The organism is Saprospira sp. CCB-QB6 (assembly GCF_028464065.1).
Taxonomy (GTDB): domain Bacteria; phylum Bacteroidota; class Bacteroidia; order Chitinophagales; family Saprospiraceae; genus Saprospira.
Window position 1 is genome coordinate 1547317 of record NZ_CP116808.1, and the last position, 18397, is coordinate 1565713.

General features: G+C 47.5%; 11 protein-coding genes. 1 reads left to right on the forward strand and 10 read right to left on the reverse strand.

Going from position 1 to position 18397, the window contains the following annotated elements; all coding sequences use genetic code 11:
- Nucleotides 1-150 precede the first annotated feature (150 nt).
- The 5 genes from PPO43_RS06020 to thiH form a co-directional block, all read right to left on the reverse strand.
- Nucleotides 151-2445 carry a lamin tail domain-containing protein gene (locus PPO43_RS06020; RefSeq protein ID WP_272620912.1) on the reverse strand — a complete coding sequence of 765 codons (2295 nt, stop codon included), beginning with the start codon at nucleotides 2443-2445 and terminating at the stop codon, nucleotides 151-153.
- A 478-nt stretch (nucleotides 2446-2923) separates the two neighbouring features.
- The gene (locus tag PPO43_RS06025) at nucleotides 2924-3796 is read right to left on the reverse strand and encodes a sigma-70 family RNA polymerase sigma factor (protein WP_272620913.1); all 873 of its coding nucleotides are present in this window, start codon (nucleotides 3794-3796) and stop codon (nucleotides 2924-2926) included.
- 160 nt (nucleotides 3797-3956) lie between these two features.
- Nucleotides 3957-4607 carry a dethiobiotin synthase gene (gene bioD / locus PPO43_RS06030; RefSeq protein WP_272620914.1) on the reverse strand — a complete coding sequence of 217 codons (651 nt, stop codon included), beginning with the start codon at nucleotides 4605-4607 and terminating at the stop codon, nucleotides 3957-3959.
- 266 nt (nucleotides 4608-4873) lie between these two features.
- The gene (locus tag PPO43_RS06035) at nucleotides 4874-6283 is read right to left on the reverse strand and encodes a tetratricopeptide repeat protein (RefSeq protein WP_272620916.1); all 1410 of its coding nucleotides are present in this window, start codon (nucleotides 6281-6283) and stop codon (nucleotides 4874-4876) included.
- Nucleotides 6284-6379: 96 nt separating this feature from the next.
- Nucleotides 6380-7528 (reverse strand): 2-iminoacetate synthase ThiH, encoded by a 1149-nt coding sequence (gene thiH / locus PPO43_RS06040; protein WP_442985442.1) that lies wholly within the window; start codon nucleotides 7526-7528, stop codon nucleotides 6380-6382.
- Between the two features lie 496 nt (nucleotides 7529-8024).
- Between thiH and PPO43_RS06045 the strand changes: the two genes are divergently transcribed.
- Entirely contained in the window at nucleotides 8025-9758 is a 1734-nt protein-coding gene (locus PPO43_RS06045) for a glutamine--tRNA ligase/YqeY domain fusion protein (RefSeq protein WP_272620918.1), read from the forward strand.
- Between the two features lie 67 nt (nucleotides 9759-9825).
- Here the strand turns inward: PPO43_RS06045 and PPO43_RS06050 are convergent, their stop codons facing one another.
- The 5 genes from PPO43_RS06050 to serS all read right to left on the reverse strand — a co-directional run bounded on the left by PPO43_RS06050 (nucleotide 9826) and on the right by serS (nucleotide 18097).
- On the reverse strand, nucleotides 9826-12354 hold the full coding sequence (locus tag PPO43_RS06050) for a DUF5916 domain-containing protein (RefSeq protein ID WP_272620919.1): 2529 nt from the start codon (nucleotides 12352-12354) through the stop codon (nucleotides 9826-9828).
- Between the two features lie 1107 nt (nucleotides 12355-13461).
- A complete protein-coding gene (locus PPO43_RS06055; RefSeq protein ID WP_272620920.1) occupies nucleotides 13462-14481 on the reverse strand; it encodes an alpha/beta hydrolase in 1020 nt (339 codons plus the stop codon).
- Between the two features lie 4 nt (nucleotides 14482-14485).
- A complete protein-coding gene (locus PPO43_RS06060) occupies nucleotides 14486-15448 on the reverse strand; it encodes an AAA family ATPase (protein WP_272620921.1) in 963 nt (320 codons plus the stop codon).
- A gap of 297 nt (nucleotides 15449-15745) precedes the next feature.
- Nucleotides 15746-16552 (reverse strand): inositol monophosphatase family protein, encoded by an 807-nt coding sequence (locus tag PPO43_RS06065; protein ID WP_272620922.1) that lies wholly within the window; start codon nucleotides 16550-16552, stop codon nucleotides 15746-15748.
- A gap of 261 nt (nucleotides 16553-16813) precedes the next feature.
- Nucleotides 16814-18097, reverse strand: a complete 1284-nt coding sequence (serS, locus tag PPO43_RS06070; RefSeq protein WP_272620923.1) for a serine--tRNA ligase — start codon at nucleotides 18095-18097, stop codon at nucleotides 16814-16816.
- Nucleotides 18098-18397: the final 300 nt, after the last annotated feature.

The following is an 18397-nucleotide window of genomic DNA, read 5'->3' on the forward strand; positions in this document are numbered from 1 at the left end:
AGCCGCAGACCAAGGCCGTCAGGCCGCAGGGCCGAGCGAACAGCGAGCTGCGGAAGGTAGCGCCTGCCGTAGGCAGGAGGCCCCAAAAGAAAAAGGTCTCCTCCCCTATTTGGGAAGAAGACCTTTTGGTATTAAATCATTGCGCTAAGCTTATTGCTTGATAAAGCTTTGGCTGCTAGATTGTCCGTTGCGGATGATATTGAGGTGGTAAACACCAGCCTCTAGTTGGCTCAAGTTAATTTCTTGGCGATTGCCCTGCAAATTATCTAGGCGAATAAGCAACTGGCCCAAGTTATTGTATACTTGAATAGCATCAACAGCCTCAGCCTCTACGAACAAGCGATCTTGAGCAGGGTTAGGATAGATGCGAACAGGCGCGGCTGCCGTAAAGCTTACAGTTGTAAGGGGAGTAATACTAGAGTTACAAGGCAACAACTGATAACCCTCATCATAAGGGTTGCTAGGATCATACTGTCCACCAAAGCCATATACTTTGAATGCGCCAGTAGGAGCAGGTTGTGTATAAAGATCTACATCATTGTCGATATAAAGATCAAAAGTATCTGTACCGTTAGTTGCTTCAACAGCAAAGCCAGAACCAGTGCCTGTCCATTGTGTAGGATCAACCAAAGTCAAGTTGTTAAGCTCGATGAATTTGTTTTCAGTAGCTTCAGAAAGAGCCGTTACTTCTACGGGAGACAAGGTGGCATTTCCAGCGCTAACCAAAGTGATATCGTCGGCCAATACCTGCAACAAGCCGTTGTAGTTATTGATGCGACCAAATACGTGGATAGAGTCGCCAGCATTTACTGTGTAGTTATTGATATCGATAGCTGCATAAACACGGATACCATTAGTAGAAGCTGTTTCGATTAGGGCAAAGTCTAGACCGTTACCAGAGCGGAAATCGGCGCAGTAAACCAAACCACGGAGCTCTACGCTATCGCCTTCAGCAGCAGGAACATTACCTGCAAGAAGATCATCAATTTGATCAATTGTGTGGTACACATAAGTACCAGGAGTAGCACAAGCGGTATTGGCTGCACCAGGCGTGGCATAAAGGATATCGCCCAAGCCAGTAGTACCAGCGTTGTTGGTAGCGTGGCACCAGTTAGCCGCATCGTTGTTATCGGCATTCACATCAGAAAGCTGAATAGCTACGTTAGCATTGCGTAGAGGCCAAGGAGAGTTATCATTGTAGTTTACAATATCAACAGTATCGCCAGCAATCGTGTAGAAAACGATATCTTCACCAGCATTGCTCAATGCGCCAGAAGTCCATTGGTTAGCCGTTACACCAGTTACGGCTTGCAGGGCTACAGAGTCCAAAGTCAACACCCAGTAAGCACCAGCAGCAAGGGTAGTTCCGTTAGGAACAGTATAAGTTACGCCATCAAAGTAGAAACCGCTCAAGTCAGCAGTAGTAGAACCATTGTTATACAACTCGATAAACTCGATTGTATCGGTACCCACTTGGTCGTACAAAATTTCTGTAATCACAACATTGGGAACAGGAACAGCAGCAATATCATTTGCATTGATGTTCACGGTATAGCTGTTGTTTGTACCAATAACAGCGCCGTTGGTAGCATTGCCCAATTCAAAAACGATAGTTTCCAAAACCTCTTGGTCAGCATCGTCTACGATATCAATCGTGAAGCTTTGGCTAGTTGTGCTATTTGCAGGGAAAGTAACTGTAGTAGGGCTGCTAAAGTTAGTGTAATCAGCAGCAACAGCCGTAGAAGCCGCAGCAATACTTACCTCAACAGTAGTTGCTGTAGCATTGGGGTTCTGAATCGTCAAATCAATCGTTACTGTACCTACGTTTTCGTCTACATAGGTTTGTGTTCCAGCAAACTCAACGGTCAAAACAGTGTTCACTACACAGTTTGTAGTATTGGCAGCGCCAGGGCTAGCAAAAAGAGCCGTTCCGCCAACGGTAATTCCCGTGTTGGTCGAATCTGCCGTCCAACTTGCAGGATCAGTATTATCTAAACCAGCAGAACAAAGCGCCAAAGAGTGACCAGGACCATCAGCTGCTGTAGGCCAGCTTCCACCGTCATCATAAATAACAGAGTCCATAACAGTTCCAGAAGCATCTGCAATAACAATCGCTTCACCACTGTTACTCAAACCACCCGAAGCCCACTCGCGATCAGCAGCTTGGCCATAAGTGTTTTGAAAAGCGGCCGCGTTTACGGTCCATACAAAATAACCACCAGCAGGAATCACGGTAGATACTTCTACAGAATCTGAGACACCAGCCGTAAAATGCCAGCCCAAAATGTCTACTGCTGTAGAACCCGCATTGTAAAGCTCAATATACTCTGTGGTATCAGCCCCACTCTCTGGGGGATTGTACATAATCTCATTAATGACAACCTGCGCCTCTGCGCCAGCTACTGTCAAGAAGAGTGCAAGAATAGCTAAGGATAGTTTTTTCATGCCCGTTTTTTGTTTTGTGGATAAAGATTTCGCTCAATATAGGACTTTAGTAAAAAAGCCTAAGCCCCTCAGAATAAGTGCTACTACAACTTTAAAAGAGTTGTGCAAAAGAATAGATAAATACAAAATATAAAACCAAAAAATAAACAACAACCAAAACTTTATTTGGGTTAATTTTATGTAAACTAGGTTAATGTTTTATGTACTTCTATTTTTAGGGGCTGCCCCTCGCTTCGCTCGGGTCGGGCTCTGTCGTGGCTCGCAAGCTTGCTCGGCCCTACAGTTTTTTCGCTATGCTCAAAAACTTTGGTCTGCGGCTTCGCCGCACCACTTTCCATCCCTCAGCCGAGGCGCTACGCGCCTTGGCGGCAAAGCCGCCAACTAGCAGCCCACAAACGACAAAAGCCTTCCCGCTAAGGAAGGCTTTTAACTACTTACTGAAACTAATTTACACAATTAAAAAGCTGGCAGTTATGCGCTAACTTGCCGAAGGCAAAAATAAATCTGCCTTAATATATCGACGCAAACGACGCAAAGCGCGCTGTTTAATCTGACGTACCCGTTCTCTAGTTAGGCCACAGTCTTCACCAATAGCTTCTAAAGTCATTGGGCAATGATTATAGAGACCATAATAAGAGATAATAATTTGACGCTCCAAGTCTGATAGCCGGTCCAATTGGCTTTTCAACTCTATACGAGAAGATTCTTCCATCAAAGCCTGATCCCCTTCTTCCTCTACCGAGCAAGCCAAAGTATCTAACATACTTACGTCAGAATCTCGATCGCCAGCGCCCAAAGGAGCATCTACTGAGATATGTTTTTGAGCCATGCGCTCCAGAGCTACAACATCCTTTTCTCGCAATTCCAAAATTTCGGCCAATTCGGTCACAGAAGGCTCACGTTCCTGCTCTTGCATAAATCGTTGCTTAGCCCGAATCAAGCGACCATGTCCCCCTAATTTATTAGAAGGTAGACGCACCATACGTCCATGTTCCATCAAAGCCTGCAAAATAGATTGACGAATCCACCAGACCGCATAAGAAATAAATTTAAATCCCTTACTCTCATCAAAACGATGAGCAGCTTTAATCAAGCCCAAGTTGCCCTCGTTAATCAAATCACTCAAGGCCATTCCCTGATGCTGATACTGCTTGGCTACCGAAATCACAAAACGCAAGTTGGCCGTTGTCAAACGATGCAAAGCATACTGATCACCTGCTCTTACTTGCTTGGCTAAAAGGACCTCCTCTTCGACCGAAATCATGGAAATCTTACTTACATCTTTTAAGTAGTTTTCTAATGCACTGCTTTCGCGTTGGGTAATCTTCTGGGTAATTTTTAACTGTCGCATAGGCTATTTTGATAAATTTTCCTAGGTATACGCCCTGGGGATGGGCAAAGTTTCACTTTTTTGCTAAAAAAGTCAAATTTTTAAAGCAAAAAAATTACAAAAATAAACAACCTTAGGTTCTCTTTGCCTATTGATGACCAATTCGCCCAAACTGTTACCATTAGCGACCTTGTTTTTTCAATATTTTTTCAAAATTAGATTTTAAGCGCTTGGCCTCTTGCTCCACAAATGCAGCATCTACAGGCCCTTCAGCCTGCTCTACCCGCCCTAAACAAGCTAACTGGCTATAATTCAAGATAAATTCTTCTGTTGAGGGGGTCGATGGCCCATTAAATAACAAGTAAATTTCGCTTATCCCTCTAGCCTTCAAGGCTTCTATACTCAAAATTGTATGGTTGATGCTGCCCAAATAATTTCTAGACACTAAAATAACAGGCAATTTTTGCGCTGCCGCCCAATCAATATAAAGTTCCTCTTCATTTAAGGGGACCATTAGACCACCTGCCCCTTCTATAAGCAAATTATTGTCAGTTTCTGGAATAACTAGCTGATCTAGCTCTATTTTTTTGCCCTCGGCCGCAGCAGAATAATGCGGAGAAGCCGGAATCTCTAAACGATAGCGCTCGGTATGCGTCTGCAATGCTTCCCATTGGACCAAATCACGAACTTTATCCGTATCCGTATATTCCAATTCTCCCGATTGCACGGGTTTCCAATAATCCATTTTTAGGGCCTTGACCAAAATTGCCGAGACCAAGGTTTTTCCAATTTCGGTCCCTATTCCCGTAAGAAAAAATGTGCTGTTTGACATCAGTTGTTTTTTTTATAAGTTCATAATATCACTGCCTAAAAAACAAAAAATGCCCATCCTGTTTTAGGATAGACATTTTAATTTATTCATAAAGCAGTTTGGCCCAGCGCTGCGGAGGGCCTTTTTTCGCTAGGTTAAAACCCAGCGCAATAATGCTATCGCTTCGCGATGATATAAGAATGAGGGTTAAAACCCTCATGAATTTTGCCCCGTAGCATAGCGGCGGCCGACCTAGGCGAAGCCTAGCCGGCCGCAGGCCCCAAATCCTAATCTAAATGACTGCCCCACCAGCTCATGAAGGCATCATCCTGCTCTAAATCGGGCTCTAACTCAAATAAGAGGTGTTTACTCCAAGCCTTTTCGGCCAAAGCGATAATGAGCTGCTCGCTAGCCGCCTGCTTTTTGCCCAATTGCCAAAGCAAAAGTACAGCCGCCCAATCGTAGACATCTGATCGACTATCCGTTTGGGCCTGTTGCAGGGTCAACCAAGCTTGCTCATAATCACCTTCATCGATCAAGAACTCTAGGTAGCTGCGCCAAACCAAAGGCGAATGCGGCGCTAATTCCACCGCCTGCTGAAAGCAATTTCTGGCCGCCTCTTCTTGGTTCAATTGATTGTGCGTTTCGGCCATAGCCAACAAAAAACGCTCTTCATAATCCGCCAATTTGAAAGCCTGCTCAAATGCATCTAAGGCAGCTAGCCACTGCCCCTGAGCCGCATAACTCACCCCCAACAAATAGAAAGTATTGGGCGATTTTTCTTCTGCTAATAAGCTTAAAAACTGCTGCTCTGCTTCCGCATAATTGCCTTGCAGTTGAGACAATTGCCCCTTCCACATGCCCAAATCTTGGGGATATTGGGGAAAATGCTCTTCAAAGTCTTCTAAAACCCTAGACAAACGGTCCAATTGCTTGAGATGCATCAATAAGGGAATATAATCCCGATAGGCAAATTCCATTTTTTCCGCAATTACAATTGCATAGTCATAAGCATCCAAAGCCTTTTCATAAAGGCCCAATTTCTTATACGCATGGCCCAAATTATACCAGGCCCAAGGCGCATAAGGATCAAAATCCGTCAATTCCTGATGTAATTCAACCCCTTCCGCATACATTTCCCCCAACTCCATAGCCAACCAAATGCGGTTATAGGCCAATTCGTGATAAGGATCTTCCCGAAGCAATTCGGCCAAGAGCTCAAAAGATTTATCATAGCGCTCTTGCTGCTCATGAATAACCGCCTGCATCAAAAGAGCTTCTAGGCGATCCGCCCCCTTGGCCTCCTCCATCATTTCATCAAGTAGCCTGTAGGCTTGCTTGTAATGCCCTCTTTGCTGCAAGATTTCTACCTCAAAAAAGCGAACTTCCATGCTGCTGGGCTCATAAAGTTTGGCCTGCTCCAAATAGCGCTCAGCCTCCCAAAGACGATCTACCTCCAAGCTCAATTGTACCCCAAAAAGATACAATTGGCCAGAAAAAGGATGCTGCCGCAAAGCATGCTCTAAGGTCAAAAACGCTTGTTCCCATTTGCCTTGTACCTCATAATGCTCCAATAAGCGCAAAAAGCTTTCTAGATCCAAAAACTGAAGCTCGCCCTTGGCTAACATTCCCTCATATCGGCGCAAAATCATGCGAAAATCTTGGCCCTCTCCCTCATTATAATCAAATGCTTGCATGCCTGTTTTTTATATGATACGTTCTTATAACGCAAAAAGTAGCGACTTAGCCTTATTTCCGCAAGGGATTAACGGCTTCCTAAGCTTTTTTAAACGCTATTCAGATTTTGAAAGCAAACCACTATAGGCCTTGTCCCAATCTTTCCAAACAGCCTCATAGCCCTGCCGCTCAATGACCTCCACCATTTCGGCTGGACTGCGTTCGTCTGAAATTTCAAATTGCTCTAAAGATTGTGGCTCAACTACATAACCGCCCGGATTGGTCTTCGATCCAGCACTCAATGAGGTTATGCCCAATTTAATGACGTGATTCCGAAAATGCTCGGACTCTCTAGTCGATAAGGACAATTCTACTTCTTCATTATAAATACGATAAGCACAGATGAGCTGGACCAATTCCCGATCATTCATCGGTACTTTGGGGTCCAATCCTCCCGAAAAAGGTCGCAATCTCGGAAAGGAAATGGAGTATTTGCTTTTCCAGTATTTGCGCTCTAAATAATCTAAATGCAAGGCCGTAAAAAAGCTGTCGGTCCGCCAATCTTCCAAACCAATCAATACCCCTAGGCCCATTTTATGCACCCCAGCTCGCCCCAAACGATCGGGCGTATCAATCCGATAAGTAAAATTAGATTTACGGCCCTTGGGATGATGCTTTTTGTAATCTTCTTTATGGTAGGTTTCCTGATAAACCAATACCGCATGCAGGCCCAAAGGCAATAAGCGCTCATATTCTTCCTGCTTGAGCGGCTGCACTTCCATCGACAATTGGGCAAAATGCGGCCGCAACGCCTTAAACGCCCGCTCAAAATAATCTATGCCCACGGTCTTATTGGCCTCTCCAGTAACCAACAAAATATGCTCGTACCCCATTTCTTTGAGGGCCGTGGCCTCCATCAAAATCTCAGTCCCGCCAAGGGTGCGGCGGCGCATGGGATTATCCAAACTAAAGCCGCAATACGTACAAATATTCTGACATTCATTAGAGAGGTATAGCGGGGCATATAGCTGCATGGTCCGCCCAAAGCGCTTGAGTGTCAAAGCTTGGCTTTTTTGGGCCATTTGCTCCAAATAAGGCGCGGCCGCAGGCGAAATCAAGGCCTTAAAATCTTCCAAATTGGGCTTGTCGCTGGCCAAGGCCCGCTCTACATCGGCCGCTGTTTTGGCGTAAATGCTGGCCTTGGTCGCCTCCCAATCATATTGTTCAAACAGCTCGCTAAAGCGTTCGGCTTGTGGTGCTCGCATCATGTTTTTCTATTTCTAATTCTGCACAAAGATAAGGCTTGTTTACTGATATTCTATGATTTTTTGGGGCCTCCGCAGCAAAGCTGCGGCGCTACGCTACAGGGCTCGCTACTCGCTCGGCCCTTCAGCCGCCAAAGGCGGCTTCGGTCTGGCCTACGGCCCCCCTTTCGCATCGCTAGGCCAAATGAAAGGCTGGCCCTGCGGGCCAGCAAAAGAGGAAAAAAAGGCTGGACCAACAAAAAGCAAGCGCCTTAGTCCTATCTTTTGCCTAAAATCACTAGTTTTGTTCCTTTAGAACAAAGGCCTCAGGCGAATGTTTGATCTGCGTTTTGCAGGGCGCAAAGCGCCCGCAGGCCTAGGGATGGAAAAGGGGGCGGCGCAGCCGCAGACCCAGGCCGTAAGGCCGCAGGGCCGAGCGAACAGCGAGCCCTGACACAGCCCGGCCGCCAAAGGCGGCAGGCCCCAAAAGAAACTGAACATTTTAGAATAAAAGAGCATGTCTAAAGTAGAAGAAAACGACAAACCAAAAGAGTCGCTCAATTTTATTGAGCAAATTATTGTAGAACATAATGAGAATGGCCGTTTTGGGGGCCAGGTGCACACCCGTTTTCCCCCAGAGCCCAATGGCTATTTGCATATTGGTCACGCCAAGGCCATTTGTGTCAATTTTGGCATTGCCGAAAAATTTGGCGGCAAAACCAATCTGCGCTTCGATGATACCAATCCCGCCACCGAAAGCACCGAGTATGTGGAAAGCATCAAGAAAGATGTGCGCTGGCTGGGCTTTGATTGGGAAGAGCGCGAATATTACGCCTCTGACTACTTTCAGACGCTTTATGAATATGCCGTTACACTGATCCAAAAAGGCTTGGCTTATGTCGATTTTACTTCTGCCGAAGAAATGGACCGCCAAAAAAGAGCCGAGGAAACCAATGAGTATCGCAATCGCTCTATAGAAGAAAACCTAGCCGAATTTGAGAAGATGAAGGCTGGCGAATATGAAGAAGGCATCTGCGTTTTGCGGGCCAAAATTGATATGAGCCACCCCAACCGCCTCATGCGCGACCCCATTATTTATCGGGTGAAAAATATGGCCCACCACCGCACTGGCGATGCTTGGAACATTTACCCGATGTACGATATGGCCCATGGTCAATCGGATTCTATTGAAGGAATTACGCACTCGCTTTGCTCGCTAGAGTTTTTGCCTCATCGCGAACTCTATGAGTGGTTGACCAAAAGTCTAGGAATTCACGAGCCACAACAGCTAGAATTTTCTCGCCTTAACCTCAATTATACCATTACCTCTAAGCGCAAGCTCAAACAATTGGTAGAAGAAGGCCATGTTAATGGCTGGGATGACCCACGGATGCCCACTCTTTCGGGTATGCGCCGCCGCGGTTATCCGCCCATGGCTATCCGCAACTTTATTGAGAAAGTGGGAGTATCTAAGCGCGAGCAATCTATTGACCTCTCGCTTTTGGAATTCTGCGTGCGGGAAGAGCTCAACAAAGTGGCCACTCGCGCCCTTTGCGTTCTCGATCCCCTCAAAGTAGTGATCGAAAATCTACCCGATGGCCATTGTGAAGATATGCAGGTAGTCGATAATCCCGAACTAGAGGATTCGCCTATGCACAGCATGCCCTTTACCAAAGAAATCTATATTGAGCGGGGTGACTTTATGATTGATCCTCCTAAGAAGTTTTTCCGCCTCGGCCCCGGCCGCTGCGTACGCCTCAAAGGAGCTTATATTATTGAGTGTACTGGCTATGAAACCGATGCAGAAGGCCAAGTAACAGAAGTACGTTGCCGCTTTATCGAAAATAGTAAGAGTGGCGAAGATACCAGCGGCGTAAAAGCCAAAGGAACCTTGCACTGGGTATCTATTGAGCATGCGGTCCCCGTAGAAGTTCGTCAATATGATCGTCTTTTTGCGACTGAAGCCCCTGGTAAAGCTACTGATAACTTCCTCGATGATATCAATCCTAAATCTTTGGAAATCATTGAGACCGCTTATGCAGAGCCCTTCTTGAAAGAGGCCAAACAAGGAGAAGCCTTTCAGTTTATGCGCATTGGTTATTTCACGCTAGATGCTGAAAGTCCAGCCGAAAAGCCTTGCTTTAATCAAACTTCAGCCCTACGTGATAATTGGGGTAAGAAGAAAGAGAAAGGCGGTGGCCAACAAAAGAAAAAAGGCGGCCAGCAGAAAAACCAGAAGAAGCAAAACTAATTGCTTTCGAGGATAAAAAGGGAGCGCCCCAACAGCCTAGGCTGTTGGGGCGCTTTTTTGGGCCAAACTAGAAGCGTTTGGCCAGCTCCTGCCCAAAGCGGGGCACATCTAAGAAGTAAAGCAACTTCACAGAAAACTGATTGAGGGGATTATCCTCTAGCATCTGCTGAAAGTTTCTGCCGTAGTTCTCTTCTACATATTCGCCTTCACTAAGAATCGCGTTTTTCCAAACTGCATTGAACTCACTACCAGGGGCAAAGCGCCAGCGGAAAATCAAATCGATATTAAAGGCATTGTAATTACGATCGTGTAAAGCATCATAAGAGCTATCGAGTAGATCTCCTGTTTTGCCCAATACATAGAAGTTGCTATAAGCCACCGAAGCCCAAAAGTGCCGAGCTCTAAAGCTCAGCGACATCAAGGGACTAAAGAGATAATTAAAAGTCAGTTGCGACTCCATGGTCTGATAACTGCGCTGCCCAAAGATGATACTTGCATCGGCCAAGCGATTGACATAACCCAGGTTCTTGTTCCGCAACGTCAGGTTTTGAGACAAGACCAAATTGGCCCGATCATTAAAGCGGTAGCGGGGACTCAGCTCCATCTCAAAAGTGTAGGCATTCTTCCAAATTGGATCTGCCGACAAAAAGGGCCGAAAAGAAATATCTCCATCTAAGGCAAATGGCTTGCGATAATCCGAAGAGAAATACCCCCGAATACGCCCCCAAACGGGTTTGTTCCAAGCCCGGCCCGTCTCTCTGGCCTCAAAGAAATCTACATAACCCAAAGGCTGAAAGGCCAGATTGAAAAAGCTATACAAAAAGTTTTTATCCGTGGCGGAAACCTCGGCCTCCATCTCTATTCGACTGAAGTTATAGGGCTTATACAGTTGTTCCATATAAGTGCTAAAACTGTAGTGCATATAATTATAGCGCCCAAAAGGCTTGAAGATATAGTAATCTAGATTGGCCGTGCTCCGCAGGTAGTTGGGCCGCCCAATATACCCCAGATCGTTAATATTATACTGATCGCTATAAACTGTTTGATTGACTGACCAGCGCCATTGGCCCTGTATCTTCCCAAAGTTCAAATAGGCCTTAAATCCATCTTCTATCTCTTCCGTATAAAGTGCTGCATCCAAATAACGGCGACTATAAGCTCCCGAACCCGACAATAAATAACGATTCTTTTTGTCCGTCAATCGAAATTCTGTCCCCCAAGCCATAGCATCCGTAAAACCGCCCGAACGCAAAACCGAACTTTGCACAAAACTAATGTAGGAGTTGTTCCGCAACTGCTGATCAACCACCAAGAGGTTGTAGTTGCTCAAACTTTCGGTCTCTAGGTTTCGCTGCTCCCCTTTTTCAGTTTCTATTTTGGCATAAGCTGGCGCCGTTACTGCATTAAATACCCCAACCCCTAGACCGCTTTTGGTTCGGCCCGAAAACTTGAGGGCATTGATCAATTGACTGCGCTCTGGATTGCTCACTAAGGTTTCTGTACTATCCAATTGACTACTGGCCCAAGCCGAACGGCTCGGACTACTCCCTACCCGACGAGAATAAAATAAATCCGCCCGCCCAAATAACTCGGTCCCTTCCGTAAAAAAGGGCCGACGCTCGGTATAGTAGATTTCAAAAGGCGTCAAATTGAATTGAAGGTTGTCCGATTGCACATCCCCAAAATCGGGAATCAAAGCTACATCTAAGGTAAAGCTCTCATTGATGCCATACTTTAAATCCGCTCCCGCAGAAGCCCGAAAATTAGGAGCGGCCCCATTCTCTAAGGTCAAATAACTAGCCGCATAAGGGGTTAAGGACAAACGCAAGGGCGGATTGATCCCCTCCAAACCATACAATAAGCCAAATTGCTGCACCTCCCCATCTATTTCGGGGTCTAGGGCCGACCAATACGCACTTTCTCTGTATCTCCGAATGTATCGCTCGAAGTTGATGCCCCAAAGCTGCTGCTCCTGCGGCGCAAAACGCAACTGAGAATAGGGAATCTCTATCTCTACACTCCAACCATCTTCCAAAATCTGATGGCCCGAACGCCAAGCCGCATCCCAAAGCTGATCCCCATCACTGGCATCTTCTCGCACCCCCGAAGCACTGACCGTAAAATGAAAGGCGTTTTGCTGCCTAAACATCCCATCAATGTAAACGGTAAAATAATCCGCATTAGAACCCGATACCTCATCCCGAACTGCCAATTGCTGCAAAATGCTATCTGGCGCAGGATCATACATATAAGCCCCCACATAAATAGCCGAAGGCCCATAAATTACCCGCACTTCGGTCCGAAAAGAACCAGGCGTATTGGGCGCAGGCTCATATTCCGTAAATCCCTCGGCAATAGGCGCCCCCTGCCAAGCCGCCTCATCCAAGCGGCCATCAATTTTTAACTTGCCCTCCCCCAATGCTATGGCCCGCAAGCCCTTTTTGTTGGGATAGGCCGCCATGCCCACGGGCTGAGCACCCAATGCCAAAACAGTACATAAGTAAAAGAAAATCAATAGATAAAATTGCTGCATAATCTGTTGTTGTGGAGGTTTAAAATTGGTAGCTACAAATTTAGGCGCTAAAGCAATAGCCATCAAACTTTTACTATTAGCCTCCTGCAAATTTCGACTAAGTTTTTTTGGGGCCTCCGCTGCGGCTTCGCCTTGCGGCGCTACGCTTCAGGGCTCGCTGCTCGCTCGGCCCTGCGGCCTGACGGCCTTGGTCTGCGGCTTCGCCGCCCCCTTTCGCATCGCTAGGCCTGCGGCCCTTCGGGCCTGCTACATGGGTCTAGCATGGCCTCCCTTCTTGCTGTGGGTTTTAACCCACAGGTCTATATGATAGAATTTTTGCCCCTAGGGCTAAGAATAAAAACTAAAAAATACAACCGTCTCCAATATTTCGCTGCTAAGCGAGCCAAGCTAATTCGTAGTAGGGGCGGTCCAGAAAAAAAAGATAGGGCCTTAGACAGCTCCCCCTAGCTAAATGTAATGATGCAGACGCCTTGGGGGAATCCCCCTAGCTAAATGTATCGATGCAGACGCCTTGGGGGAATCCCCCTAGCTAAATGTATTGATGCAGACGGCTGTGGCGCAACGCCACAGCTAAATGTAAGGATGCAGATGGCTGTGGCGCAACGCCACAGTTAAATGTAAGGATGCAGATGGCTGTGGCGCAACGCCACAGTTAAATGTAAGGATGCAGACGGCTGTGGCGCAACGCCACAGTTAAATGTAAGGATGCAGATGGCTGTGGCGCAACGCCACAGCTAAATGTAAGGATGCAGATGGCTGTGGCGCAACGCCACAGCTAAATGTAAGGATGCAGACGGCTGTGGCGCAACGCCACAGTTAAATGTAATGATGCAGATGCCTCTGGCGCAACGCCACAGCTAAATGTAAGGATGCAGACGGCTGTGGCACAACGCCACAGCTAAATGTATTGATGCAGATTAGCTCTGGGGGTTTTCCAGTAGCTAGGCGGCTGCAAACAGTTGTTTAGGGCAAGGGAAAAAGATGAGCGGCCCAGCGCTGCGGAGGGGTGGCGCGCAGCGCCAGACCAAGGCGGCAAAGCCGCCGCAGGGCCGAACAGCCCTGTGAGCCCCGCAGCATAGCGGCGGCCAGCAAGCTGGCCGCGGGCCCCAAAACAAAAAAAGGTAGTCAGCAAAAATGCTCACTACCTTTCTATAAAATTATCCTTTTGGGCTATTCGGAGACCGCTTTAAGCTGCATCTCCTCCTCTAAAAAGGCGATGGCAGCGGCCTGCACCTCCTCCCAAGCCTTAGAGGTCCAAGGCGAGCAAATGACATGCGCCCCCGCCTCTGGGAAAGCCTGTTTGCGCTTGGTTTTGCTGCCTAGCTGCTCATACATTTCGAGCATTTTGGCCACAGAAACCGTGGGATCTTGTTCCTCTTCATTCTTATAATAATAGCCGAGGAAAAAGGGTTGCTTCACTTGTTCGAAGAGTTCGGGCTTCATGCAATTCTCAATCAATAATTGCAGTTGAATCACGCCCTCAATGCGGTACTTGCTGCTCCAATACTTGTCAATACTATCGTTTTCGGGGACCCAGCTGCGGTAATCGCCGCCAAAGACCATTCGGGCCAACTCCAAGCCCCATGGACCCGTTAATAATTTGGCGTTGGGGTCGGCCACTTGGATATTGGGCGAAAAGGCCAGATGTCCAGCAATAGCCGTATCTGCAGCAGAGAGGTAAAGGCCCAAACTACCGCCCGTAGAGCAGCTAATCAGGATCACTTTTTCGCCTAATTCTCGGCCAATAGCCAAGGCCTCTTTAGCCGATTGGATATAGCTTTCTACCGTCAAATCGGCAAAGGCGTCTACATCCTTTCGGCCATGTTGCGAAAGCCTAGGCAGATACAAATTGGCCCCATAGCGCTTGGCCAATTGCTCATGAATCGGCCAGCCCTCCATAGGCGAAGCCGAAAAGCCATGCAAATAGACAAAGGCATAAGGCGTCTTTTGCTTGAGGCTATCATTGGCCCAAATTACTCGGCTTTGGTTGCCCGTTTTTACATCGGTATCGCGGCCATCATAGGCGGCCACCTGCGCCTCCAAAGCGGCGGCAGAGGCATAAGGACTGTGATAAATCGGTAAGTTATCGGGAATATTTTCCGCCTTAGGCGTTGGCCCCAAAACATAAGTTACCGTCCCCACCGAAATCAATATGAATACAACAGCTACCACCCACTTTAGTATGCGCATAGTTCTAAAATAAGCTTTGAATAATCTGCTCGATCGTGATGCCTTCGGCCTCCGCCTTATAGTTGCGGACCACCCGGTGGCGCAAGATGTAAGGCGCTACGGCCTGCACATCAGATTTATCGGGAGAGTATTTGCCATTGATGGCTGCATGGCATTTGGCGCCAAGCACCAAAAACTGCGAGGCCCTTGGTCCAGCTCCCCAAGAGATATAATTATTGACTTTATCGGTAGCCATAGCCGTACCTGGGCGGGTTTTATTGGTCAAGCCCACGGCATATTCCAGCACATTATCAGCAATATGGATTTTGCGAATCAGTTGTTGGAAAAAGACGATTTGCTCGGCAGAAACCACTCCGTTCAGCTCTACTTTATGGCCTGAGGTTGTGTTTTTCACAATCTGCACCTCTTGTTCATAGGTGGGATAATCCAGCACGATATTAAACATAAAGCGGTCGAGCTGGGCCTCGGGCAAGGGATAAGTTCCCTCCTGCTCGATGGGGTTTTGGGTAGCCAAAACCAAAAAGGGTTTGGGCAATTTATAGCTCACACCACCCACCGTTACCGAGCGTTCTTGCATAGCTTCCAGCAAGGCGGCCTGCGTTTTGGGCGGGGTCCGGTTAATCTCATCTGCCAGCAAAATATTGGTAAAAAGTGGCCCTTTAGAGAAAGTAAAATTGCGGTGTTCGTCCATAATTTCGGCCCCAGTAATATCCGAGGGCATCAAATCGGGCGTAAACTGAATGCGGTTAAACTGCAGGTCCAAAACCTTAGAAATAGTATTGACCAAAAGGGTTTTGGCGAGGCCGGGCACCCCAACGAGCAGGCTGTGTCCATCGCAAAAGAGCGAAATCAAGACCGATTTGACCACTTCATCTTGGCCCACGATCACTTTTCCAATTTCTTGACTCAAATCTCGGTAAGCCTGGGCCAATGCGTCCAGGGCTTCTACATCATCCTTATAATTCATAGTTCTATTTTAGCGTTCTTTTTTTTGTTTTGGGGCTGCCCCTCCCGTTAGGTTAAAACCCAGCGCAAAGCGATATCGCTTTGCGAAGCTAGACAAAATGAGGGTTAAAACCCTCCTAAATTATCGGTCGGGTCGGGCTGTGTCAGGGCTCGCAGGTCTGCTCGGCCCTGCGCAAAATTCGCTTTGCTCATTTTGCTGGGTCTGCGGCTTTGCCGCCCCCTTTTCCATCCCTCAGCCGGCTCGCTGCGCTCGCCTCTAGCTGTATAATTTGGACCATCAAGATACTAACTTCTTTGGCTAAGCCTTAAAATGCTTTTGTATTTTGCTTAAAAGGACCTTTTGTAGTCCTTTTTGGCCGGCCAAAATTTCTCGCCCAAAAAGATAATCATTTTGGCCAGAAAAGTCGCAAACAAAGCCGCCAGCTTCTTGGACCAAAAATGCGCCTGCGGCTACATCCCAGGGCGCTAAGCTATATTCATAAAATCCTCCGAAGCGACCAGCGGCCGTATAGGCCAAATCCAAAGCGGCTGAGCCGCAGCGGCGCAGGCCTCGGCAGGCGGGCATTAGCTCGCCCAAAAGGGCCAAATAGGCCTTTGTTTGCTCAAAATCGTAATAGGGGAAGCCCGTAGCTAGTAAACTGTCGCTCAGGGCGGCTGGTTTTTGGTCAAGCTGTAAGGGCTGTTCATTTAGGTAGGCCCCCTGCCCTTCAATGGCCCAGAACAATTCCTTTCGGTTAGGTTCATAGACCATTCCCAGAACTGTTTTCTCTTCATATTGCAGGGCAATACTGATCGAGAAAAAGGGAAGTTGGTGCAAATAGTTAGTGGTTCCATCTAGAGGGTCAATAATCCAGCGCCAGGGGCTATCGCTTTGTTTTTGGCCCGTTTCCTCGGCAATAAAATTTGCTTGAGGAAGTAAGGATTGGGCCAAGTTAATAATGCGATTTTCCACCTCTTGGTCGACATAACTAACCAAGCTATTGAGATCTTTGGTCAGTACATCCTTAGCTTGGACCTTTTGGATTTCGCTCAGCATAAACTGGCCCCATTGGGGCAGGGCCGTTTTTAGGGCCGCGGCAATTTGGTTCAATTCCATTTTATTCATGACTTAAAGAAAAACTTTTTCGGCATAAAAAAAGAGGGCCTTGGCCCTCTTATTATTTTCTTAGCGATTTGCGGTTTTGCAGGGCGCGGAGCGCCCGCAGGCCTAGCGATGTGCAGCAGTGCTGCGCAGCGGCAGACCAAGGCCGTCAGGCCGCAGGGCCGAGCAGGCTTGCGAGCTGCGAAACGTAGCGCCTGCCGCAGGCAGACAACAAGGCTGCAAGCCGCAGTTCGACGACTGAAAGGAGTAACGCCCCAAAAACAACTACTTAGTAATCATTGTACGGCCACCCAGATAGCCTTGCAAGGCCTTGGGAATGCGGATCCCCTCTTCGCATTGGTTATTTTCTAGGATTGTAGCCAGAATGCGGGGCAGGGCCAAGGCAGAGCCGTTAAGTGTATGGGCTTGGATCGTTCCTTTGCCTTCATTGGGGCGGTAGCGAAGTTTTAGGCGGTTGGCTTGGAACTCCTCAAAATTAGAGACCGAGCTCACCTCTAGCCAGCGATCTTGAGCTGCAGAATAGGTTTCAAAATCGATTGTGAGGGCGGCGGCAAAGCCGAGATCGCCACCACAGAGGCGGAGGGTGCGGAAAGGCAGCTCCAATTTAGCGAGCAAGCCTTCTACATGAGCGCACATTTCCTCTAGGGCTTGGTAAGAGCGTTCGGGATGTTCTAGGCGAACGATTTCCACCTTATCGAATTGATGTAGGCGGTTGAGGCCACGTACGTGAGCGCCATAAGAGCCGGCTTCTCGGCGGAAGCAGGGCGTATAGCCCGTTAGGCAGATAGGGAAATCATCCTCGGCCAAAATCACATCGCGATAAATATTGGTTAGGGGCACCTCTGCGGTAGGGATCAGGTAAAGATCATCTACGGTAGCATGGTACATTTGGCCATCCTTATCGGGCAATTGGCCAGTGCCACGGGCGCTAGCTTCATTGACCAGATGCGGGGGAAGAAACTCCTTATAGCCAGCTTTATCGGCCTCATCGAGGAAAAAGTTAATTAGTGCTCTTTGGAGTTTGGCGCCCATGCCGGTGTATAGGGGGAAGCCAGCGCCAGTAATTTTGGCTCCAGTTTCGAAATCGATCAGGCCATATTCTTGAGCGAGTTCCCAGTGGGGTTTGGCATCAGCTGGCAGTTGGGGAAGGTCTTTCGTCCATTCTCTTTCCACCACATTATCCTCATCAGACTTGCCGGGCGGCACTGTTTCATGGGCGCAGTTGGGGACTTGCAAGAGCAATTCTTCTAATTGTTCCGCATTTGTGCGGCTAAGTTGCTCCAATTCTTGGATGCGGCTTTTGATGCCAGCCGTTTGGGACTTGGCCTCTTCTGCGGCGGCTTTTTCTCCTTTGCGCATCAGCTGGCCAATTTGGCTAGAGATGGATTTTAGTTCGGCTCTTTGAGCGTCTAAATCTTGTTGGAGGCTGCGGCGTTCGTCATCGGCGGCCAAAATATCATCTAGGATGTCGAGGGGCTCAAAATTTCTGATTTTCAGGCTTCTGAGCACTTTTTCGCGGTTTTCGCGAATAAACTGTACGGCTAACATAAAGCTAATTTATGTAGGGAAAATGGTTATTGTCAAATATTGTCTAAAGAGCATCTGCGGCCACAATAAAGGGGCCAAGGGGACAGCCTTTTGAATTATCTTCATCCTTCATTTAATTTAAAGTGCATCCTCAAAAAAAGAGTAGAGGAGCCCCTTAAAAGGGATAAAGGACCGATAAAAGGCGCTTTTCACAAAGATAGTATTTGAAATTAAAAATTAAAGTGTAAATTTGTCGTCTACAAAGCAAGAAGCCTTATATCTAATTGCTTCTTATCCTTCCCTTATCTATTGAACTCAACA

Bases quoted from the DNA above. Each gene is read 5' to 3' on its own strand.
- PPO43_RS06065 (WP_272620922.1), bottom strand. From the start codon at position 16,552: ATGAATAAAATGGAATTGAACCAAATTGCCGCGGCCCTAAAAACGGCC.
- PPO43_RS06020 (WP_272620912.1), bottom strand. From the start codon at position 2,445: ATGAAAAAACTATCCTTAGCTATTCTTGCACTCTTCTTGACAGTAGCT.
- PPO43_RS06055 (WP_272620920.1), bottom strand. From the start codon at position 14,481: ATGCGCATACTAAAGTGGGTGGTAGCTGTTGTATTCATATTGATTTCG.
- thiH (WP_442985442.1), bottom strand. From the start codon at position 7,528: ATGCGAGCACCACAAGCCGAACGCTTTAGCGAGCTGTTTGAACAATAT.
- PPO43_RS06045 (WP_272620918.1), top strand. From the start codon at position 8,025: ATGTCTAAAGTAGAAGAAAACGACAAACCAAAAGAGTCGCTCAATTTT.
- serS (WP_272620923.1), bottom strand. From the start codon at position 18,097: ATGTTAGCCGTACAGTTTATTCGCGAAAACCGCGAAAAAGTGCTCAGA.
- PPO43_RS06035 (WP_272620916.1), bottom strand. From the start codon at position 6,283: ATGCAAGCATTTGATTATAATGAGGGAGAGGGCCAAGATTTTCGCATG.
- PPO43_RS06060 (WP_272620921.1), bottom strand. From the start codon at position 15,448: ATGAATTATAAGGATGATGTAGAAGCCCTGGACGCATTGGCCCAGGCT.
- PPO43_RS06050 (WP_272620919.1), bottom strand. From the start codon at position 12,354: ATGGCTATTGCTTTAGCGCCTAAATTTGTAGCTACCAATTTTAAACCT.
- bioD (WP_272620914.1), bottom strand. From the start codon at position 4,607: ATGTCAAACAGCACATTTTTTCTTACGGGAATAGGGACCGAAATTGGA.
- PPO43_RS06025 (WP_272620913.1), bottom strand. From the start codon at position 3,796: ATGCGACAGTTAAAAATTACCCAGAAGATTACCCAACGCGAAAGCAGT.